Raw genomic sequence first — 16,882 nt, forward strand, 5'->3', positions numbered from 1 at the left:
CATGAGAATTTTAGTTATTATTGCAGCGTTATTTTTAACCGCCTGTAATACCACGCAAGGCATATCAGTATATTCATTTACTAACTCTGAGGTTGAGTCTGTACTGGGTAAGCAATTACCAAAGTTAAGTGAAAAAGTAAGCTTAATGGGTTTGCCGGTTCAGTTTGATGTAAACGACTTAAGTGTCAACATTGGACCTGATAACCGCGACGTTGTTGTTCTTGGTGCCGATTCTAGCGCTGAAATTAATGCATTCGCTCTTAAATACCCTGTGCGTTTAAAGCTGCAAATTGAAGGTAGCCCATTTTACGACAGTGAGAAAAAAGCAGTGTTTTTACGTAATATTAAATTACTTGATTCGAGTGTAGATGCCGGTGGTTTTAAAGGTAATTTAGGTGCGCTTGATAGCCAAGCAATGGATGTTATTAATGCTTTTTTAGCGGTTAACCCAGTTTATACTCTAAACATGGATGACCCTAAAATGATGCTACTTAGTAAACTTCCACTTGATATGAAAGTGGTTGAAGGCGCAATTAAGCTAGTACCTCGTCTATAAGTAGATCTACCTACTTACAATATACGTATTGATTAGCCTGACTTTCAGGCTAATTAGGTTTTAATATTATGGCGGCTCCTCGTACTGTCCCCACTTCTCGGCTTTCTCGATTTGCAAAATTAGGCTCACTTGCCACAGGTGTTGCTACCAACATGTTAGTTGATGGTGCTAAGAGCGCGCTAACTGGTAAAGGTTGGGATAATAAAAGCTTACTGCTACAACCTAAAAACATTGAAAAACTAGCCACACAGCTATCACATTTACGTGGTGCAGCAATGAAACTGGGGCAATTGCTTTCAATGGATGCGGGTGATCTACTTAGTCCTGAATTAGCTCAGTTACTTGCTTTACTTCGCTCAGACGCGAACCCAATGCCTCATAAGCAGCTTGTTGAAGTGTTAAAAGAGCAATGGGGGGATGAGTGGCTAGCGCGTTTTTCTCATATTGAGTTAAGACCTTTTGCAGCGGCTTCTATAGGGCAAGTTCATTTAGCTTATAAAGAAAATGGCGATCAGCTTGCTGTTAAAATTCAATATCCTGGTATTGCAAAAAGTGTAGTAAGTGATGTCGATAACGTTATTTCGTTATTAACGATTTCTCGATTATTGCCAAAAGATCTTAATATTAAACCACTTATTGGTGAGGCTAAGGCACAGTTATTAGCTGAGGCTGATTATAAACGTGAGGCTCAGTACTTAATACGTTATAAAAATGCATTAGCAACTAATCCCCATTTTAAAGTACCCAACGTATATCCAGAGCACAGCACACAACAAGTGCTAACTATGGAGTATATAAAAGCAGAACCTATTGAGAGCATTACAGAGCTACCAGATAGTCAAAAAAGCTTTGTTGCAGAGCAACTGATTGATTTGTTTTTTAAAGAAATGTTTGAATTTAAATTAATTCAAACCGACCCTAACTTTGCCAACTTTCATTATCAGCTTGATACACAAAAAATTGTTTTATTTGATTTTGGTGCAACGCGAGAAATATCAACCGAGCTTAGCTTAGCGTACTTAGCCTTATTTAAAGCGGGTAGCGAAAACAACCGAGAAGGTGTACTTAAAGCGGCATCACACATAGGTTATTTTAAAAATGACTTAGTTGATGAGTATAAAAACAACGTCATTGATTTATTTTTAATGGCGTGCGAGCCACTAAGAGCAGAAGGGGAATTTGATTTTAAAAATAGCGAACTCGCGCTCAAAATTAAAAATGCAGGGCTTGCCCTTAGTGCGCAATCTCAGCAATGGCATACACCGCCCGTTGATGCGTTATTTATTCACCGAAAACTTGCAGGACTTTATTTAATAGCCGCAAGGCTAGGTGCAAAAATAGATGTAAAAACGTTATTTAAGCACTATTTATAGCTTTTTAACTTACGCGTAAGTGCACTTTAAGTAATGAGTGCAATTAGTGTATAAAATTGCCATAATGCTCGCGATATTTCGCGAGGTGTATTTATGATAAAACAATTTTTAAACGATCCTAAATTATTGCTAAACGCAGTAGGTGAGGGCATATACGGTTTTGACCTATCGGGTAATGCGGTGTTTGTTAATCCTGCCGCTGAGCTCATGACAGGTTGGTGCGCTGAGGAACTATTAGGTAAAAAAATACACCAATATCATCACCATACTCATGCTGATGGCACACCTTATCCCGCAGATGAATGCCAAATTTACTGCACCATGTTTGACGGAAAGCGTCGTGAAGTTAAAAATGAAGTTTTTTGGCGTAAAGACGGTAGCTCATTTGCAGTTCAATACACTTCAACACCGGTTTATCAAAATGATAAGTTAATTGGTGCTGTAGCGGTATTTCGCGATATATCACTGCAACAGCAAACACAAAATGCACTACAAGAGGCACTTACTCAAGTAAAGCACTTAAGTGAGCAGCTAAAAGATGAAAACAACTACTTAATTGCAGAGCTCAACGAAGACTGGCAAGACTCAGGGCTAGTTGGACAAAGCCATATATTTCAAACCATGTTAGATCAAATAAAACTGGTAAGTGAAACCGACAGCACAGTGCTTATACTTGGCGAAAATGGCACGGGTAAAGAATTAGTAGCCCGTAATTTGTATCGACTAAGCAAGCGTAGCGAACAAGCTTTTATAAAAGTAAATTGCGCCGCATTTACCCCAAGCTTGCTAGAATCGGAATTGTTTGGTCATGAAAAGGGCGCGTTTACAGGTGCCAATGACCGCCGTAAAGGGCGCTTTGAACTTGCTGATAAAGGCACCTTGTTTTTAGATGAGATAGCAGAGCTTCCACTTGAGGCGCAAAGTAAATTACTGAGAGTCCTGCAAGAACAAGAGTTTGAACGCGTGGGTGGCAGCAACACGCTAAAAGTAAACATTAGAGTAATTGCAGCGACTAATCGCGACTTGTGGGAAATGGTACAAAAAGGCACGTTTAGAATTGATTTGTATTATCGGCTCAATGTATTTCCTATAAAAGTACCCGCCCTTAAAGATCGAAAAGAAGATATTCCTTATTTATGCGCTAATTTGATTGCGCAGCTAAATAAACGGCTCGGGAAAAACTTAAAAGGGCTAAGTAAAAAAGCAATTACGCAGCTGCAGGCTTACGATTGGCCAGGCAATATTAGAGAGCTGCAAAATGTACTTGAACGTGAAGCTATTTTATCTAATCAAGCGGTACTTCAGCTAAGTCAGCCTTTGCAAGCGGGTGGTGAAGTTGTTATTAATCCTTCACTTACGCTCGATGAAGCGCAAAAGCAGCATATAACCTCTGTTCTCGCGTTATCGCACTGGCAAATATCAGGTGATAAAGGAGCGGCAGTTAAATTGGGCTTACCTGAGAGTACACTACGCTCAAAAATGCGAAAGTTAGGAATCGCTAAAAATTCGTGATATATCGCGAAGTACGCTTTATATCGCGTGGTTTATTTTTATTTTTTAAAATAATTTCTTTAATATCAATGAAGTAATTAAGGTTTCAGCTTGGTCTGAAAGTTGCAAATGCTTGCGTAACACCCGTCATTATGAAGCAAGTACTATGAAGTTTGATATTAAAGAAGAAGACATGATTATTAAGCCCTATAACACAGAAGGGCCAATTTATATCCGCGAGCAAAAAGGATTTTTTCAGCGCATACGCCGTAATTTAGGTTGGCTGCTAATGCTAACTTTTATTGCAATACCGTGGATCCAATATAACGGTCAACAAGCTGTGCTGCTTGATGTGGCAACGCAAACCTTTACTATTTTTGGTTTAACACTCCTTCCTCAAGATTTTATGATTTTAGCCCTGCTATTCATGGTGGGGGCTTTTGCGTTATTTTTTGTAACCAACTGGCTTGGTCGGGTTTGGTGTGGTTATACCTGCCCGCAAACAATATGGATGCTCATGTTTTCGTGGGTAGAGCAACGCATAGAAGGCACTCGAAATCAGCGAATTAAATTAGATAAATCTCAGTGGACGCTAAGTACTTGGCGCAAAAAAATAACTAAGCACAGTGCGTGGATTATTATTTCAGTTTTAACCGCCACCTCGTTTATGGCGTATTTTATTCCAGCAAAAAGTTTGTATATGGAAATGCTTACATTTGAATGGTCAGGTATTACGAGCTTTTGGGTGTTTTTATTCGCTTTTTGCACTTACGGTAATGCAGGGTTTTTACGCGAAAAAATGTGCACGATTGCTTGCCCGTATTCTCGTTTTCAGGCTGTTATGTTTGATAAAGATACGTTGCTTGTAACCTATGATAGCACGCGCGGTGAAAGCCGAGGGCCACGTAAACGCAAAGCTGATCCAAAAGAGCTTAACTTAGGTGACTGTGTAGACTGTAACTTATGTGTAGAGGTTTGCCCGGCAGGTATAGACATTCGAAATGGCTTACAATATGAATGTATAAACTGTGGCTTATGTATTGATGCTTGCGACGATACCATGGAGAAATTTGGTTATCAAAAAGGCTTAATTAAATACGCCAGCGAAAAACAAATGGAAGGCAAAAAAACCAATCCATTTAGATTAAAACTAATAGGATACGGCGCATTAACGGCTTTGTTAATCATTTCTATGTTTGCATGGATGCTGCAACGCACACCAATAGAAGCCTCAGTACTACGCGATAGGAATGCGCTTTATAGAGTGAACTACGAGGGCCTGGTAGAAAACCCTTATACACTTACTATTATTAATAAAACGCAGCAAGCACTGCATTACAGTATTGCCATAGAGGGCTTGCCAGAAGCAACACTCTCAAGTCCAAGTTCTACACTTATACAGCCAGGTGCAATGAAAAGAGTCCCCGTTACTGTAACAGCTGATGGTTACAATATTGCGCACAAAGTGAGTAAGTTACAATTTATAGTAACAGCGCAAGAAGATGCCAGCATTACTATAACCAAAGACAGCCAATTTTATAAAAATTAGTACAGTATATAAGCTCTATATAAACAACGACTTGAGCTCTACCTAGCTCAAGTCATTGTTTAATTCATTTAAAATAAAATGCTTTGCAGATTCTAGATTATCAAAAAGACAATCTTTGAAAGTAACGTCTCTTTTGGCGTTTTGCATTATTCGTTGCATTTGGCTTATAGCAATAGGTGATGTAAGCACAAACGCGCTAATTAAACAGTTGTTTTGCTGCATGCTGTGGCTTATGGCTACCATTTCTTGCTCGGCCAGTGGGGTTGCAGCTACAACGTTTGATGAGTCACTTATATAACCCCATTTCTCGCCTTTAAATGATTGAATGGTTTCAAAAAGCGCTGCTTTAAAATTACTTAAAAGCTCAAGTTCTAGGTTTCCGCTAAATTGTGCAATAACTATATTATTTTCAAGCGATAAATTAACGTGTCCGTTTTTATTTTTGTATTCCATTAATACCTCCTAAATTAGCTTTTTATCTAAATTTCGTTTAGCAGCCAAGAGGGTACAAGCGGCTGCAAACTTATTAAAGTGCTTTAATATAGTTAAGGGCGCTTTTAATAACCGCTACTTGCGCCAAAATACATTCTTCATCTGTGGCTGTTGGACTATCAGGGTATACCTCTGTTGTGGTTACATAGGGTGCATCTGTAAAGCCCATACACAAACCTAAATCGCGTGCTGCGTAATTAATAACGCCAAATTGCTCTTGAGGGACGCCTATTAACTGGTTATTTTCATCACTCGGTGCAATGTGCGTGACCTTTGCTACATCTTCGATAATTACTTTTTGAAATTCAGGCTCAGGCTTATTGGTATCGGCCACTAAATAAAACCCATCAGGTATGTTCCAATTAGTGTTTGTTGTGCCTTCACGGGCAGCAAGTGCGGGTCTAAATTCACTATTATCGCTGTCGGTTGTTTCGTGTAAATCAATATGAGCAACTAAGTCTACATTGAGTGATTTTACAAACGCCATAATAGCTGCTGACTCTTGTGCTGGGCTGCCTTCGTAAAATGAGCGGTTAGGATCAATAGCATCAGGGTTCCAGCGGTTTATAGTTTCATATCCCCAAGGGCTAATGCAGGGCGCAACAACAATATTAAACTGCTCTGAGTGTTGCATAGCAGATGTTTTAGCAAATCTAAGTGCGCCATGTACGCCACTGGTTTCGTAGCCATGTACACCACCTGTGATTAAAACAGTTGGTTTATTAGTATTAAAGTTAGGCGTTTTTAATATATATAATAGGTAAGTGCCAGCGGCGTAATTAAGCTCGCCGTATTGCTCTATATCCAAGGTGTTTTTAAGGTCATTAATTAGCGTTACGACTTCGTTTTGGTAACTGCGTTTAATGTTTTGGCGTGCTAACCACAGGGCTTTATCGTTGTTATTCCATTTTTTGCCAGGTGTGCCAATGGGGTATGTGCTGTTAGTCATAATAAACCTTTATATCAATTGTTATTAGCTTTCCTATAAATAAGGAGGGCAATTACAATTGGTAGAGTTACTTAATAAAGGCGTAGCTTAACGCTGAGTAAATTAGCGTGCAAATTAAAACGTTAAAGTCATATTTTTTATAGCGCGCGATTGCTGGGATTTAATATAGCTTTGGTTTGCGTATTCACCCGAAATACTACCGAATCGATCGCGTTTCACACTAATTGTTAAATCACACGTTTTACCTTGATCTACTTGCGAGCTGCTAAACATATCTAAACTTCGCAGATTTATTTCAAGGCGCGAAGTGTTAAGCGCAAAAAGCGTTGATTGTAAAAGTGTTTCATTATTATTGTTAGTGCAGCTACTGCTAAGTTCTACTTGACTAGTACTATTAGGATCAGTGCCATCTAGCTGAACTGTAAGGGGACTATTAATATCAAAATTTTGATTGTTACTCGGGGTTAAAATAATAAAATTTAAAGGCAACTCCACGCTCGAATTAGCATTTATGCCATCATCCCGTTTAAATTTTATATCAAACTGTTGGTTATCGTCAGTGGCATTTATATACGCTTGGTAATCAACGTCTAAAAAGTCGGTATCTTTTGTAAGTACAATAGCAGTGCTATTAACAACAGCTTGTAATGAGTCGCTATCGCTTAAAACAATGTTAGAGCCATTAGCGTCGCCTGCATTTAGTTCTGCGTTAACACGCGCGCGGTTACCGTCAGAAACCAGTTCAAAACCTGCCCAAATACCTTTTGTTTTTACTAAATCCGACTCTGTTTCTGACGTGCAAGCGCATAGAGCTAAAATTAAAGCCGTTGTGGTAATGCATTTTTTAAGCAAGTTAGCTCCTTTAAACCACTAAATTAGGCTGTAAATAATTGTTTAATAGGGGATATACCTAACAATTATATGAAGTATAAGTTTGTATGTGTGCATTGTTACACAACACGCCATCTGTAAATGTTTAAATTTGTTAACGGTTGTAAATAAATTATTAAACGCTAAGTTTTAAAAACTAACTTACTAATTAAATTGTTTACTAAGTAAGCATCGAATTAGCGCTAAATGTATTACAAAAGAGTATGTTACAATCAGGTAAAGCATATCTTCATATTGAGTATTATGGCGCAGTATATTGCTACTCCAAGTTGGCTAGGCCGTTTTTTTACCCGTATTAAACACGTAACTATTGAGCAAGAGCATCTTGTTGTGCATTTTAGAAGTGCTCCCGCACGGACATTTTTAATTAAAGACTTTGATAATTACTCAATACTTAAAAATCGTTTATTTAGCGCCAAAATTAATTTGTGCGATAGTAGCAATACATCAATTAGCTTTTTAAACAAAGCACAAGCTAAGTCTTTAAATACCGCCCTTAATACGCAATTTTCAGCCATGCTTGAGCAAAAAGTAAATAACGCCAAGGCTTTGCTAAAGCGTTATGCTTTAGATGAGTTTTTACGTGATAGTTCCATGAAAATACTTAATAACGAAGTATTTTTACTTGCTAAACAATACGCTCAAAGTACAAATACATGGCAACAACACTTATCGCCAAGCAGTATTAAATTTTTAAATATACTGAGCTCCACACCCAATACTCACGATGCAATCGCACAGCTGCGCCATAAATATGAAAAAAAACAGCTAACTCTTAAAAATGACTTTTTTAATCAAGTAGAGTCAAATCCATTAACAACAGAGCAGCGCTTAGCGGTTATACGCGATAACGATAAAAACCTAGTATTAGCGGCAGCAGGCACAGGTAAAACATCTGTGATGGTCGCAAAATCGTTAGATCTAATAGCGTGTGATATTGCCAAGCCTGAGCAAATTTTGGTGCTGGCCTATAATAAAACAGCAGCAAATGAGCTTAAAGAGCGCTTTATTAAACGCGCCACGTATGCAAAATTGCCTACCAAAGCACCCACTATTTTAACGTTTCATGCGCTTGGGCTTAAATTATTACAAAGTGCTAAAAAGCCAATCGAATTGTCAAAATTTGCAACCGACCCAGTTCAATTAAATAGTTGGTTAACTGGGTGGGTAAGTAAAAAAATACAAACCGAGCCACAGTTTTTAAAAGCATTTGTAGATTTACTCCATGAGCCGATTGATATATTTAGCTTTAAAGATAATGCACAGTACGAGCGGTACGTACGCGATAACGAATACCGTAGCCTTGCGGGTCATAAAGTAAAAAGTTATCAGGAAGTGCTTATTTCAAACTGGCTACATTTGAATTGCGTGGCGCACAGTTATGAGGTGAATTATCACTTTAATCAAGGCGCAGAGCTAAGTGGGCAATACCAACCAGACTTTTATATACCTCAATACGATATTTACTTAGAGCACTTTGGCATTGATAGGCAAGGGAATACTCGTGCCGATATAGATAAAAAACACTATAACGAGCAAATTGCATTTGAGCGTAAGTTACATAAACAAAATGGCACCACTTTACTCGAAACCTTTCATTACAACTGGGTAGAAGGAAAGCTAGAGCAAACTCTCGCTAAACAATTAAAGCAGCATAATGTTGAATTAACACCTTTAAGTAACGACGAAATATTTCATACTTTAAATAACTCAGGACAGTTACAGCAAGGCATTGATAAGTACATAAAATGCTTACAAGCTATTCGAGTGGAGCAACTAAGTAATAAGCAAATAGCGCAGCGCATCAAGCAAAGTGGTATTAAAAACTATCAACAATATGCAAACTTGTTAGTGCAAATTCATGACGCTTATATAAATGAACTAAGCACGCAAAATGCCATTGATTTTGACGACATGATTATTCAAGCAACAAAGGCGATAGTAAGCGGAGATTTTAATATTCCATGGAGCCACATTTTAGTTGATGAGTTTCAAGATATATCAAGTGCGCGTATGGTTTTTTTAAATGCCATATTAAAATATGGCAAAGGAATACGCTTTACTGCGGTAGGTGATGACTGGCAAGCAATTTATCGGTTCTCGGGTGGTAATTTAGCGCTTACTACACGCTTTAATGAATTAGTGGGCAGCCACTCACTTACTATGTTGCAAAAAACATTTAGATATAACAATAGTATTAGTGATGTAGCGGGGCGCTTTGTAATGCAAAACCCTGAGCAATATAAAAAGCAGATCAGCACACATACGCAAGTAACCACACCACAAGTTATTTTGTTAGACGATTTATACCAAGGCACTAAATCGATAGAAATAAAAGTACAGCAGAGCATAAGCACTATTCAAAAAAACGATGCATCAGCGAGCATTGCCATACTTAGTCGATACCGATACATGTTAAATAGCGTGCAGCAGCATTTAAAAGATAAAAAGCATACAAACCCTCTTTATTTTTGGACATTGCATAGCGCTAAGGGGCTTGAAGCCGATTACTGTATTATTATTGGTTTTGAACAAGGTAAATTAGGGTTTCCTAGCGATAATCAAAATAACGTCCTGGTGGAGTCGTTATTACCAGTGCAAGATGAATTCACTCACTCAGAAGAAAGGCGTTTGCTTTATGTAGGTATTACGCGCGCAAAACATAAAGCGTATTTAATTGCAGACCCTTATGCATGCTCAGCGTTTGTAAAAGAACTAGTAAATGACGATTATCCTATTCAAATCGGCTCCACGTTGTTTAACAAGTCGCAACTAAAGCAAAGAGAGTGTAATACGTGCAGCGACGGATTAATTGTGCCAAAAACGGGTCAGTATGGTGATTATTATAGCTGTACTAATACGCAGATTTGCGAAACTAAACTACGAGTGTGTAAAAGCTGTAGTAGCCCATCAGTTGATAAAAGCACGTATTCACAATGTGAGAATACAGAGTGTAAAACGCAGCATCCAATTTGTGAAAAGTGTGGTCGCGAAATGCGTAAACGTAAATCTAAGCACGGTGAATTTTTAGGGTGCAGTGGTTTCGCGCTTAAAGAGGATAACTGTAAAAACACTCGAAAAATGAATGTTTAATGGCTAACGAGCAGGTTTACACCTGTCTATTTTATAGAACAATGTAAATAGAAATTATATTCATTTGATTGATTTTAACAAGTTATCAATGTCTAATAGAAGAATGAGCTTTAACTGTTGTTTATTATGCATTTTTTCAATAGGTTCTTTTTATTAAACGATCACTATACAGCCCCTGATCAGGTTGCTAATTGGCGAGTAAGTGCACTGCGCATTATTCTATCATTAGTAATGGTGTTATGTTTTGCTGTGGTGTGCCACACGTACGCAAGCGCTATTGAGTTTAACTTAATTTATATTGTTGTATTAACAAGCAGTTTTTTTGCGACTGTATGCGGTTTGCTTATAGCAAGTAAGCGTTTTTATCACTTCAGCGCTCATGTACTTTTAATAGCCATTGTAGCTGCTAGCGTGTCAATGAACTTATTTTTAACAGACCTAGAGCTTGCTAAAGTGGGCTCTATGTATATGTATTCCTGCCCAATAATCGCACTTATGCTACTTGGTTATAGAACAGCCCTTGCTTATGGCGTATTAAATATTGTACCGTTTTATATGATCATCAATAACGTTGATGTATCGGGTTTAACCGGCATAGCTCAACAACTTCCCGATGCCAGCTTATACATTACAGGGCTAATATTCTTATTTTTTAACATTTGTATTCCCCTTGCTGTGGCACGCACAATTGTGGCTGCTAAGCGTTTAAACAAAACAATGATAAGCGCTAATACACACCTTAAAGATAAAAATGAGCTTTATCGAAGCCTGTTCACCGAATCAAATAAAGCCAAAATTATTGTTGACGAAAATCTTGTCATTACTGATTTTAATCAACACGCTATTGATATGTTTGGTATAAAAAAAGAATTAAAAGAAGAATGCGTTAACCTTTCTCATTTATTTCCTACTTTAGTTTTTGACGCCCCTAATGCTCAAAATAAAATTGTGAAGTACAAAAAAAGCTATTTTAAAGCCTGCTACCAACAAATAACAATGAGTACTAACTACCGTGTATACGACTTTTACGATTGCACGCAAGAACAGCTCATTAAACAAAATTTATCGATGATGGAACAAGAAAATAAACGTTTACGCTTTAGAGACTCGCAAACAAAACTACCTAATAGAGAATGGTTTGAGCTGCAATGCGACAGATTAACAAGCAAATACCAAAAAGGTTTTTTTATCGTTGTTACCCAAAGTGCAAATAGTGACTACTTAAATTTAAAGCTCACTAAAGCCGACTCTCAAGCATTACTTATTAACGCGTACAAGCGTTTAAAGGCGATGGCAGATGGGCCGTTGTTGTGTGCCCATATAGGAGTAGGAAAGCTTGCTTTTATAATTGGCGCAAACTCGCAAAACGAGCTTGAAGATAAGCTATTAATGCAAATAAAAAATACATTAGATAAAACTTATAATGTGTTTGGCACTAAGTGTCAGCAATCATTTTTATTTGGTTTTGCAAAGTATCCTGATCACGGAAAAAACAGCACAACAGTACTTAGCAATGCGTGCGAAGCACTTAAAGTTGCAAACTGTAATATGCCTCTAAGTGGTTATAACGAAAAACAATCACAAGCTTTTATCGAAAAATACGAAATTTCGATGTTATTAGATGAAGCGCTTCAGCAGGGCGATTTGTCGGTACACTATCAACCTAAAGTAGATGCAACGGGTAAATGTATAGGGCTTGAAGCTTTAGCGCGTTGGAACAGTCCTATACTAGGTAATGTGTCGCCAGTGGTATTTATTCCTATTGCCGAAGAATACAGAATGGTCAGTAGGTTAACCGATCTGATTATTCAAAAAGTCTGCGCTCAAATTTCCAATTGGACTAAGGCGGGTTTACCGAGTGTGCCGGTGGCAATAAATATATCTCTAATTGATTTTAGCCAAACCGATTTTATGTCAAAACTGGTTAAATACCTTGCCGACTTCAACGTAAAGCCACCTCAAATAGAGTTAGAACTGACTGAAACCTCTCTTGAGGCAAACCAAGCGCATTCACTAAAGCTTATGCAAACACTGCAATCGTGGGGTTTTACTATTTCGGTTGATGATTTTGGAGTGGGGTATTCTAATATTGCACGCCTTGCCGATTACCCTATTAACAAGCTCAAGTTAGATCGCTCATTAATCAGCCAAGTAACAAGCTCTACGCGTCAAAAAAGTTTAGTTAAAGCGGTGCACGTTATGTGTGAAGAGCTTGATATTAAGTGTGTAGCCGAAGGAGTAGAAACCCAAGAGCAAGTAGCAATAATGGCGCAAATGGGGTGTAAAGAATTTCAGGGCTTTTACTTTGCGAAACCAATGTCAGCCGAAAATTTTGCAGAGCATGTTAGCCGCCATGGCTTAGTGTTTAACCCCAAAGAGATGACGGCTCAACTTTAAATGTATAGCAGGTATTTTATTACCTAGTTACAGAGCTGTTGGGCGTTTATAGTTATTTCGCACTGATGAATAACTCCTGCTCCCCAATGCTGTATATCTGATTGAGCAGTACAGCCTGCATCTTCAATTAAAGCCGTATTGGCATCACATAAAAGTAGCACTGCGTTATCATCTTGTACGTTTACAATAAGCGTGTATTCCCCAAAAGGTGCAAGTTTGCTTAAATCGTTATTAACAGCGGCTTTTAATAACTCATCAGTTGTTGAATAGGATGTTTCACTAAATTTTAGTGTGCCATCAACGGCTGTAGCAATATCTTTTAATTGTGAGGCTAAGTCGGCCATCACTTCTGGATTGTTTTTTTTAGGAGTGTAGCAACCGCTAAGTAATACTATGAGGCTTATATAAAGTAAGTGTTTCATTTTATTTGCTCCATACCGTCATCGTGTTGTGTTCATCGTAGCCTGTATCTAGGTTCCAATTTTTAATTGCACTGTAATCAGTATCTAAAAATACGGCATTGGCAATAATGGTTATGTAGTGCTGAATGTTACTAACGGCAAAGTCAAAAATATCGTTGTAATGCATAGGCTCGTGCGGCGTTTTTAGATGTTCAATAAAAGTGGGGTCTACTTCGTTTGGGCGAGGATAAAACAAGCCTAAATCAGCAGCAACATGGCGTGCACAGGCAAATAATCGATAGCTTTCTTCAACATTATTTACTACAAGCTGAAAACCGTTATGCCATGAATTAAAGTTAGGAGCATGTTGTGCTGCGTAGCTTGGGTGAACCGTTAATAAAGCATGTCGCCAAATTTTTGCAATATCGGTATCAAAATTATCGTCTTTGTTAGTACAAGATCCAATATTTTGTTGCACGCGGTCAGCATAACCTAACTCACCTAAGTTTAAACGTTGCCAAATAAACGCGTCTTGATTCATTTCGCAGGTACGGTGCGCCGTTTGGTTTTGCGCGTAAGGGCCTACTTTTAATTCAACAACCGGATGCACTGTTATATCTGCAGCAACATGGGCCATATAACCGCATAACCAGGCAAAACACTTTTCAAATGCTTCACCTTCAAGTGTTTTACAGTATTCAATCATTGCTTTAAGTAAATCGCCTGTGTGCTCATAGTGCATTAGGTCGGCCCACGCATTTTGGCTAGGCTGCGCTATAGCTAAGTAAGGATAATCGGGGGCTACACAGCCTAGTTCAAGGTATGCTTGGCGTTGGCTTAAAATAAGCTTTGCTTTTTTAGGCATATCCATTTTAGCGAGTGACTTGGTTTGCGTTGCAATATTAACAGCAGTGATGTGCGCAAAAGCACCTGGCATTGTCATATCCTTATGATTTATTAATAAGGGTACAGATTAACATTGAGAGGGGGTTAAATAAAGCCAACTAAATGCAAGTATAGCGGGGTAAACACCTATTAAATTAGCTGCTCAACTAATTGGCCATTCTCGTATAATTTAGCATGTTGACGCTTATGTTCTTCAAATAGGTAAGCTCTTAGTTGCTCTTGACCGCTATGAATTTGCGTTATTTTAGCGGCTATACCTTGCGTGCTTTGCCTTACGGGTTCTATTTCCATCGAAATACTTTGTTTGTTAGGTAAAATAAATTCCATGTGCTGTGATTTATTTAAATGGTTACCTTTTCTGAGGGGTTTTAAAAACATCCCCGTGTTTGATATTGATTCAATTTTAAACCCTTGGCTTTTAATATTTAGCTCACTCCAGCGCCAACTGCGCAGTGTGCCTTGTGTGTCTATTACTTCGGGGGCGGTTAAAATCGGTTTGATTATACCGGCGCTATCAATTTTCAAGTCCAACGGAAACCATAACTGATAGTGTGCAACCTCTGCGAGCAGGGTTAAATTAGCGCTACTAAGTAAGTGAGCAATATTGGCTGGTACTGAACTTTGTAACGTTAAAACGTGACTGTTGTGAGCATGTGACTTTGTATTGGGCTTAAATAACTCAGCAAAAAAATTTATCTCTTCATTAGAAAAGTCCATATTTCACCCCAGTTACATAAAATAATTCACCACCGTAATTTAAACAATGAAATTGGTCAATAAATGCTCCGTTTAAATTTGTTTAGATAATATTTACAAAGACAGAAGGGCAAACTAAACAATGTATTTAAATGCAGTGCTTAACCCGAACGTTTTTCAGAGACTTGAATTATTTAACATTTATAAAAATATATTTAGGCGCTAGTGGCTAGCTGTTAAACTACAGCACATTAGTTTTATTATTTATATTAGAGTTTACATTATGGTATGTGCATTTTTACGTGATCAACAGCCGAAGTTACTGGGTATGGTAGTGGCATTGTTCGGTGCCGGTTTTTCAATAAATGCAGTGGCTCAAGAGCAAAGCCAAACTTTAATTTTAGTGGGGTCAGAGCTTACTACCTGTACTAGCGCCAAGCTTAATAATTGCCAAAAAGAGGCTGTTATTGATGGTAAGTCACATAATTTATATACACTTAGCAGCTCTCAAATAAAAAACATCGCGCAGCATTGGCCTAATAATAATGTTGAGGCAAAAACGGCTGTATTAAAAACACTTAAAACCATACAAAGTAAATCGTCAAATAGCGTATCAAAAACAGATTTACTCTGGCAGTGGCGCGATATAAATAATCAGCAATTAGAAAGTCTAACTCAGCAAGAGTACAACTTTGTATTTGATATGCTAGAAGTACCGCTACTTAATAAAAACGGTGAGCGTTTAAAAGAGCAAGTAAATACCGATTTTAATAATGAGGTTGCGACTAATAATATTTTACAATTTGTGTCGGGCAGTTTAAAAGTTAATAACCCAAAACCAACCATGCTTGCTATTACGGCTTCNGAGCCGCGACCCTTATGAGTCGGCAGATGTAGCGCAAAGTCTTTTGGCACAATCAAATATAAACACTCAATGGTTAGCACTAACGCCAGCGCTTGCTAAAGCGATTACGAGTAACTCGTGCGATGAATTACCAGCGCTTAGAAATACATTAATGAATGTGTATAACCGTGAAGTGATTTATCCCGATCGCACAAAGGCCGAATACGCTTTATGTAAAAATGGCACTAATGCACTTGTATCACTTATTAAAAATAGTACCGGTGTGATGTTTAATGATGGTGATGCGGCTTTAACACATAAGGTATTATTTGATCAAAACAATAACCCATACCCGTGGACGCAAGCATTGCAAACTCGCCCAGTAATTGTAGGTGAAGGAGCCGGTGCTGCAATCCAAAGTAAAGTGACGGGCATGCTTGCAAATACGACAAGCCTTGAGGCACTTCGTAAAAGTGAAAATAACACTAATGCTGGTGGGCTGGGCAGTTTTAACTTTGGTGTACTAGATATTCAATTTAGCGAACAAAACCGTACATTTAGGCTTGCAGCAACGCTAAATAAAAACGAAGTGAAAAATACTAAAACAGAGATTCAACATGGATTTGGTATTGATGAAAATACAGCCTTAGTTGTTATTAAATCGCCAGAAGGTAGTTTAATAACCGTAATAGGCAAAAGTGGTGTAGTGCATTTGGCTAACCAAGGTAAAGCCCAACCTGAGAGTAAGAGCTATAGCTATTCGTACTGGCCTACAAGCAGTGTAATTGAAATTACCAATAACACGTTTACCTTAAGCGCACGCACAATAGATGAAGCGTTACCCGCTATAAAAATACCTCCACTGCCAGTGCAGCGTTTTGGCTCAATTTTAACAAATTCAAAACTGCGTTCACTTACTCAAGCTATGTGTTTAAGCCAAGAGCAAAGTGCGGTAGCCCAACAAGACGAGTTTATAATTAGCCTTACAGCAACGAGTGACACGCAGTATCATCGCATCAATGCAAAAGAGTTTGGTTGTGCGCTAAGCAATTTAGAGTTAGCTATAAAGTCGATTTAGTGACTAACCTGAGCCAAGGGTTTAAGTTTTTGGCTCTTCTATATAAAATAGCCACCATAATGATTTAAAAGCCTTACTAAAAGAGTGTTAAAATGAATAAAGAAAATGATGTAATTTCTAGTCTAGCCGAATTAGAAAGCTTTTTATTAAATGTAGAAAACGGCGG

At 38.1% G+C, this 16,882-nt stretch carries 12 protein-coding genes and 1 pseudogene; 7 read left to right on the forward strand and 6 right to left on the reverse strand.

The genetic code is table 11. The features are described from left to right. The first annotated feature begins 1 nt into the window (after nt 1). The 4 genes from L652_RS0116730 to ccoG all read left to right on the forward strand — a co-directional run bounded on the left by L652_RS0116730 (nt 2) and on the right by ccoG (nt 4,969). The gene (locus L652_RS0116730) at nt 2–556 is read left to right on the forward strand and encodes a DUF1439 domain-containing protein (RefSeq protein WP_002960677.1); all 555 of its coding nucleotides are present in this window, start codon (nt 2–4) and stop codon (nt 554–556) included. A gap of 68 nt (nt 557–624) precedes the next feature. Continuing rightward, nucleotides 625–1,929: an AarF/ABC1/UbiB kinase family protein gene (locus L652_RS0116735; protein ID WP_024594671.1), complete on the forward strand. Its 1,305-nt coding sequence runs from the start codon at nt 625–627 to the stop codon at nt 1,927–1,929. A gap of 93 nt (nt 1,930–2,022) precedes the next feature. Further along, nucleotides 2,023–3,441 (forward strand): sigma 54-interacting transcriptional regulator, encoded by a 1,419-nt coding sequence (locus L652_RS0116740; protein ID WP_024603566.1) that lies wholly within the window; start codon nt 2,023–2,025, stop codon nt 3,439–3,441. A gap of 145 nt (nt 3,442–3,586) precedes the next feature. Continuing rightward, nucleotides 3,587–4,969 (forward strand): cytochrome c oxidase accessory protein CcoG, encoded by a 1,383-nt coding sequence (gene ccoG, locus L652_RS0116745; RefSeq protein WP_024596828.1) that lies wholly within the window; start codon nt 3,587–3,589, stop codon nt 4,967–4,969. 42 nt (nt 4,970–5,011) lie between these two features. Here the strand turns inward: ccoG and L652_RS0116750 are convergent, their stop codons facing one another. The 3 genes from L652_RS0116750 to L652_RS0116760 form a co-directional block, all read right to left on the reverse strand. Continuing rightward, a complete protein-coding gene (locus tag L652_RS0116750; RefSeq protein ID WP_024603567.1) occupies nt 5,012–5,422 on the reverse strand; it encodes a hypothetical protein in 411 nt (136 codons plus the stop codon). Nucleotides 5,423–5,495: 73 nt separating this feature from the next. Further along, entirely contained in the window at nt 5,496–6,410 is a 915-nt protein-coding gene (locus L652_RS0116755; RefSeq protein ID WP_024596829.1) for a M14 family metallocarboxypeptidase, read from the reverse strand. 114 nt (nt 6,411–6,524) lie between these two features. Continuing rightward, nucleotides 6,525–7,262 (reverse strand): hypothetical protein, encoded by a 738-nt coding sequence (locus L652_RS0116760; RefSeq protein ID WP_024596830.1) that lies wholly within the window; start codon nt 7,260–7,262, stop codon nt 6,525–6,527. Nucleotides 7,263–7,544: 282 nt separating this feature from the next. Between L652_RS0116760 and L652_RS0116765 the strand changes: the two genes are divergently transcribed. Next, nucleotides 7,545–10,394, forward strand: a complete 2,850-nt coding sequence (locus tag L652_RS0116765; protein WP_024596831.1) for a UvrD-helicase domain-containing protein — start codon at nt 7,545–7,547, stop codon at nt 10,392–10,394. Between the two features lie 126 nt (nt 10,395–10,520). Further along, nucleotides 10,521–12,791, forward strand: coding sequence for an EAL domain-containing protein (locus tag L652_RS1000000124775; RefSeq protein WP_024596832.1), 2,271 nt, complete (start codon nt 10,521–10,523; stop codon nt 12,789–12,791). A 23-nt stretch (nt 12,792–12,814) separates the two neighbouring features. Here the strand turns inward: L652_RS1000000124775 and L652_RS0116775 are convergent, their stop codons facing one another. The 3 genes from L652_RS0116775 to L652_RS0116785 all read right to left on the reverse strand — a co-directional run bounded on the left by L652_RS0116775 (nt 12,815) and on the right by L652_RS0116785 (nt 14,815). After that, the gene (locus tag L652_RS0116775; RefSeq protein WP_002960664.1) at nt 12,815–13,213 is read right to left on the reverse strand and encodes a hypothetical protein; all 399 of its coding nucleotides are present in this window, start codon (nt 13,211–13,213) and stop codon (nt 12,815–12,817) included. A gap of 1 nt (nt 13,214) precedes the next feature. Beyond that, on the reverse strand, nt 13,215–14,129 hold the full coding sequence (locus tag L652_RS0116780; RefSeq protein WP_024596833.1) for a zinc dependent phospholipase C family protein: 915 nt from the start codon (nt 14,127–14,129) through the stop codon (nt 13,215–13,217). A gap of 98 nt (nt 14,130–14,227) precedes the next feature. Next, complete coding sequence (locus L652_RS0116785) at nt 14,228–14,815, reverse strand: hypothetical protein (protein WP_024596834.1); 588 nt, start codon at nt 14,813–14,815, stop codon at nt 14,228–14,230. 307 nt (nt 14,816–15,122) lie between these two features. Here L652_RS0116785 and L652_RS01000000124020 point away from each other — a divergent pair. Next, nucleotides 15,123–16,716 (forward strand): annotated as a pseudogene (locus tag L652_RS01000000124020) (cyanophycinase). Nucleotides 16,717–16,882: the final 166 nt, after the last annotated feature.

Origin of the sequence: Pseudoalteromonas sp. TB25, assembly GCF_000497995.1 — a bacterium.
GTDB lineage: Bacteria > Pseudomonadota > Gammaproteobacteria > Enterobacterales > Alteromonadaceae > Pseudoalteromonas > Pseudoalteromonas distincta.

What these genes read in the sequence shown, in the direction of transcription:
- L652_RS0116780 (WP_024596833.1), bottom strand. Translation starts at nt 14,129, where the DNA reads ATGCCAGGTGCTTTTGCGCACATCACTGCTGTTAATATTGCAACGCAA.
- L652_RS1000000124775 (WP_024596832.1), top strand. Translation starts at nt 10,521, where the DNA reads ATGCATTTTTTCAATAGGTTCTTTTTATTAAACGATCACTATACAGCC.
- L652_RS0116750 (WP_024603567.1), bottom strand. Translation starts at nt 5,422, where the DNA reads ATGGAATACAAAAATAAAAACGGACACGTTAATTTATCGCTTGAAAAT.
- L652_RS0116740 (WP_024603566.1), top strand. Translation starts at nt 2,023, where the DNA reads ATGATAAAACAATTTTTAAACGATCCTAAATTATTGCTAAACGCAGTA.
- ccoG (WP_024596828.1), top strand. Translation starts at nt 3,587, where the DNA reads ATGAAGTTTGATATTAAAGAAGAAGACATGATTATTAAGCCCTATAAC.
- L652_RS0116730 (WP_002960677.1), top strand. Translation starts at nt 2, where the DNA reads ATGAGAATTTTAGTTATTATTGCAGCGTTATTTTTAACCGCCTGTAAT.
- L652_RS0116765 (WP_024596831.1), top strand. Translation starts at nt 7,545, where the DNA reads ATGGCGCAGTATATTGCTACTCCAAGTTGGCTAGGCCGTTTTTTTACC.
- L652_RS0116755 (WP_024596829.1), bottom strand. Translation starts at nt 6,410, where the DNA reads ATGACTAACAGCACATACCCCATTGGCACACCTGGCAAAAAATGGAAT.
- L652_RS0116775 (WP_002960664.1), bottom strand. Translation starts at nt 13,213, where the DNA reads ATGAAACACTTACTTTATATAAGCCTCATAGTATTACTTAGCGGTTGC.
- L652_RS0116735 (WP_024594671.1), top strand. Translation starts at nt 625, where the DNA reads ATGGCGGCTCCTCGTACTGTCCCCACTTCTCGGCTTTCTCGATTTGCA.
- L652_RS0116785 (WP_024596834.1), bottom strand. Translation starts at nt 14,815, where the DNA reads ATGGACTTTTCTAATGAAGAGATAAATTTTTTTGCTGAGTTATTTAAG.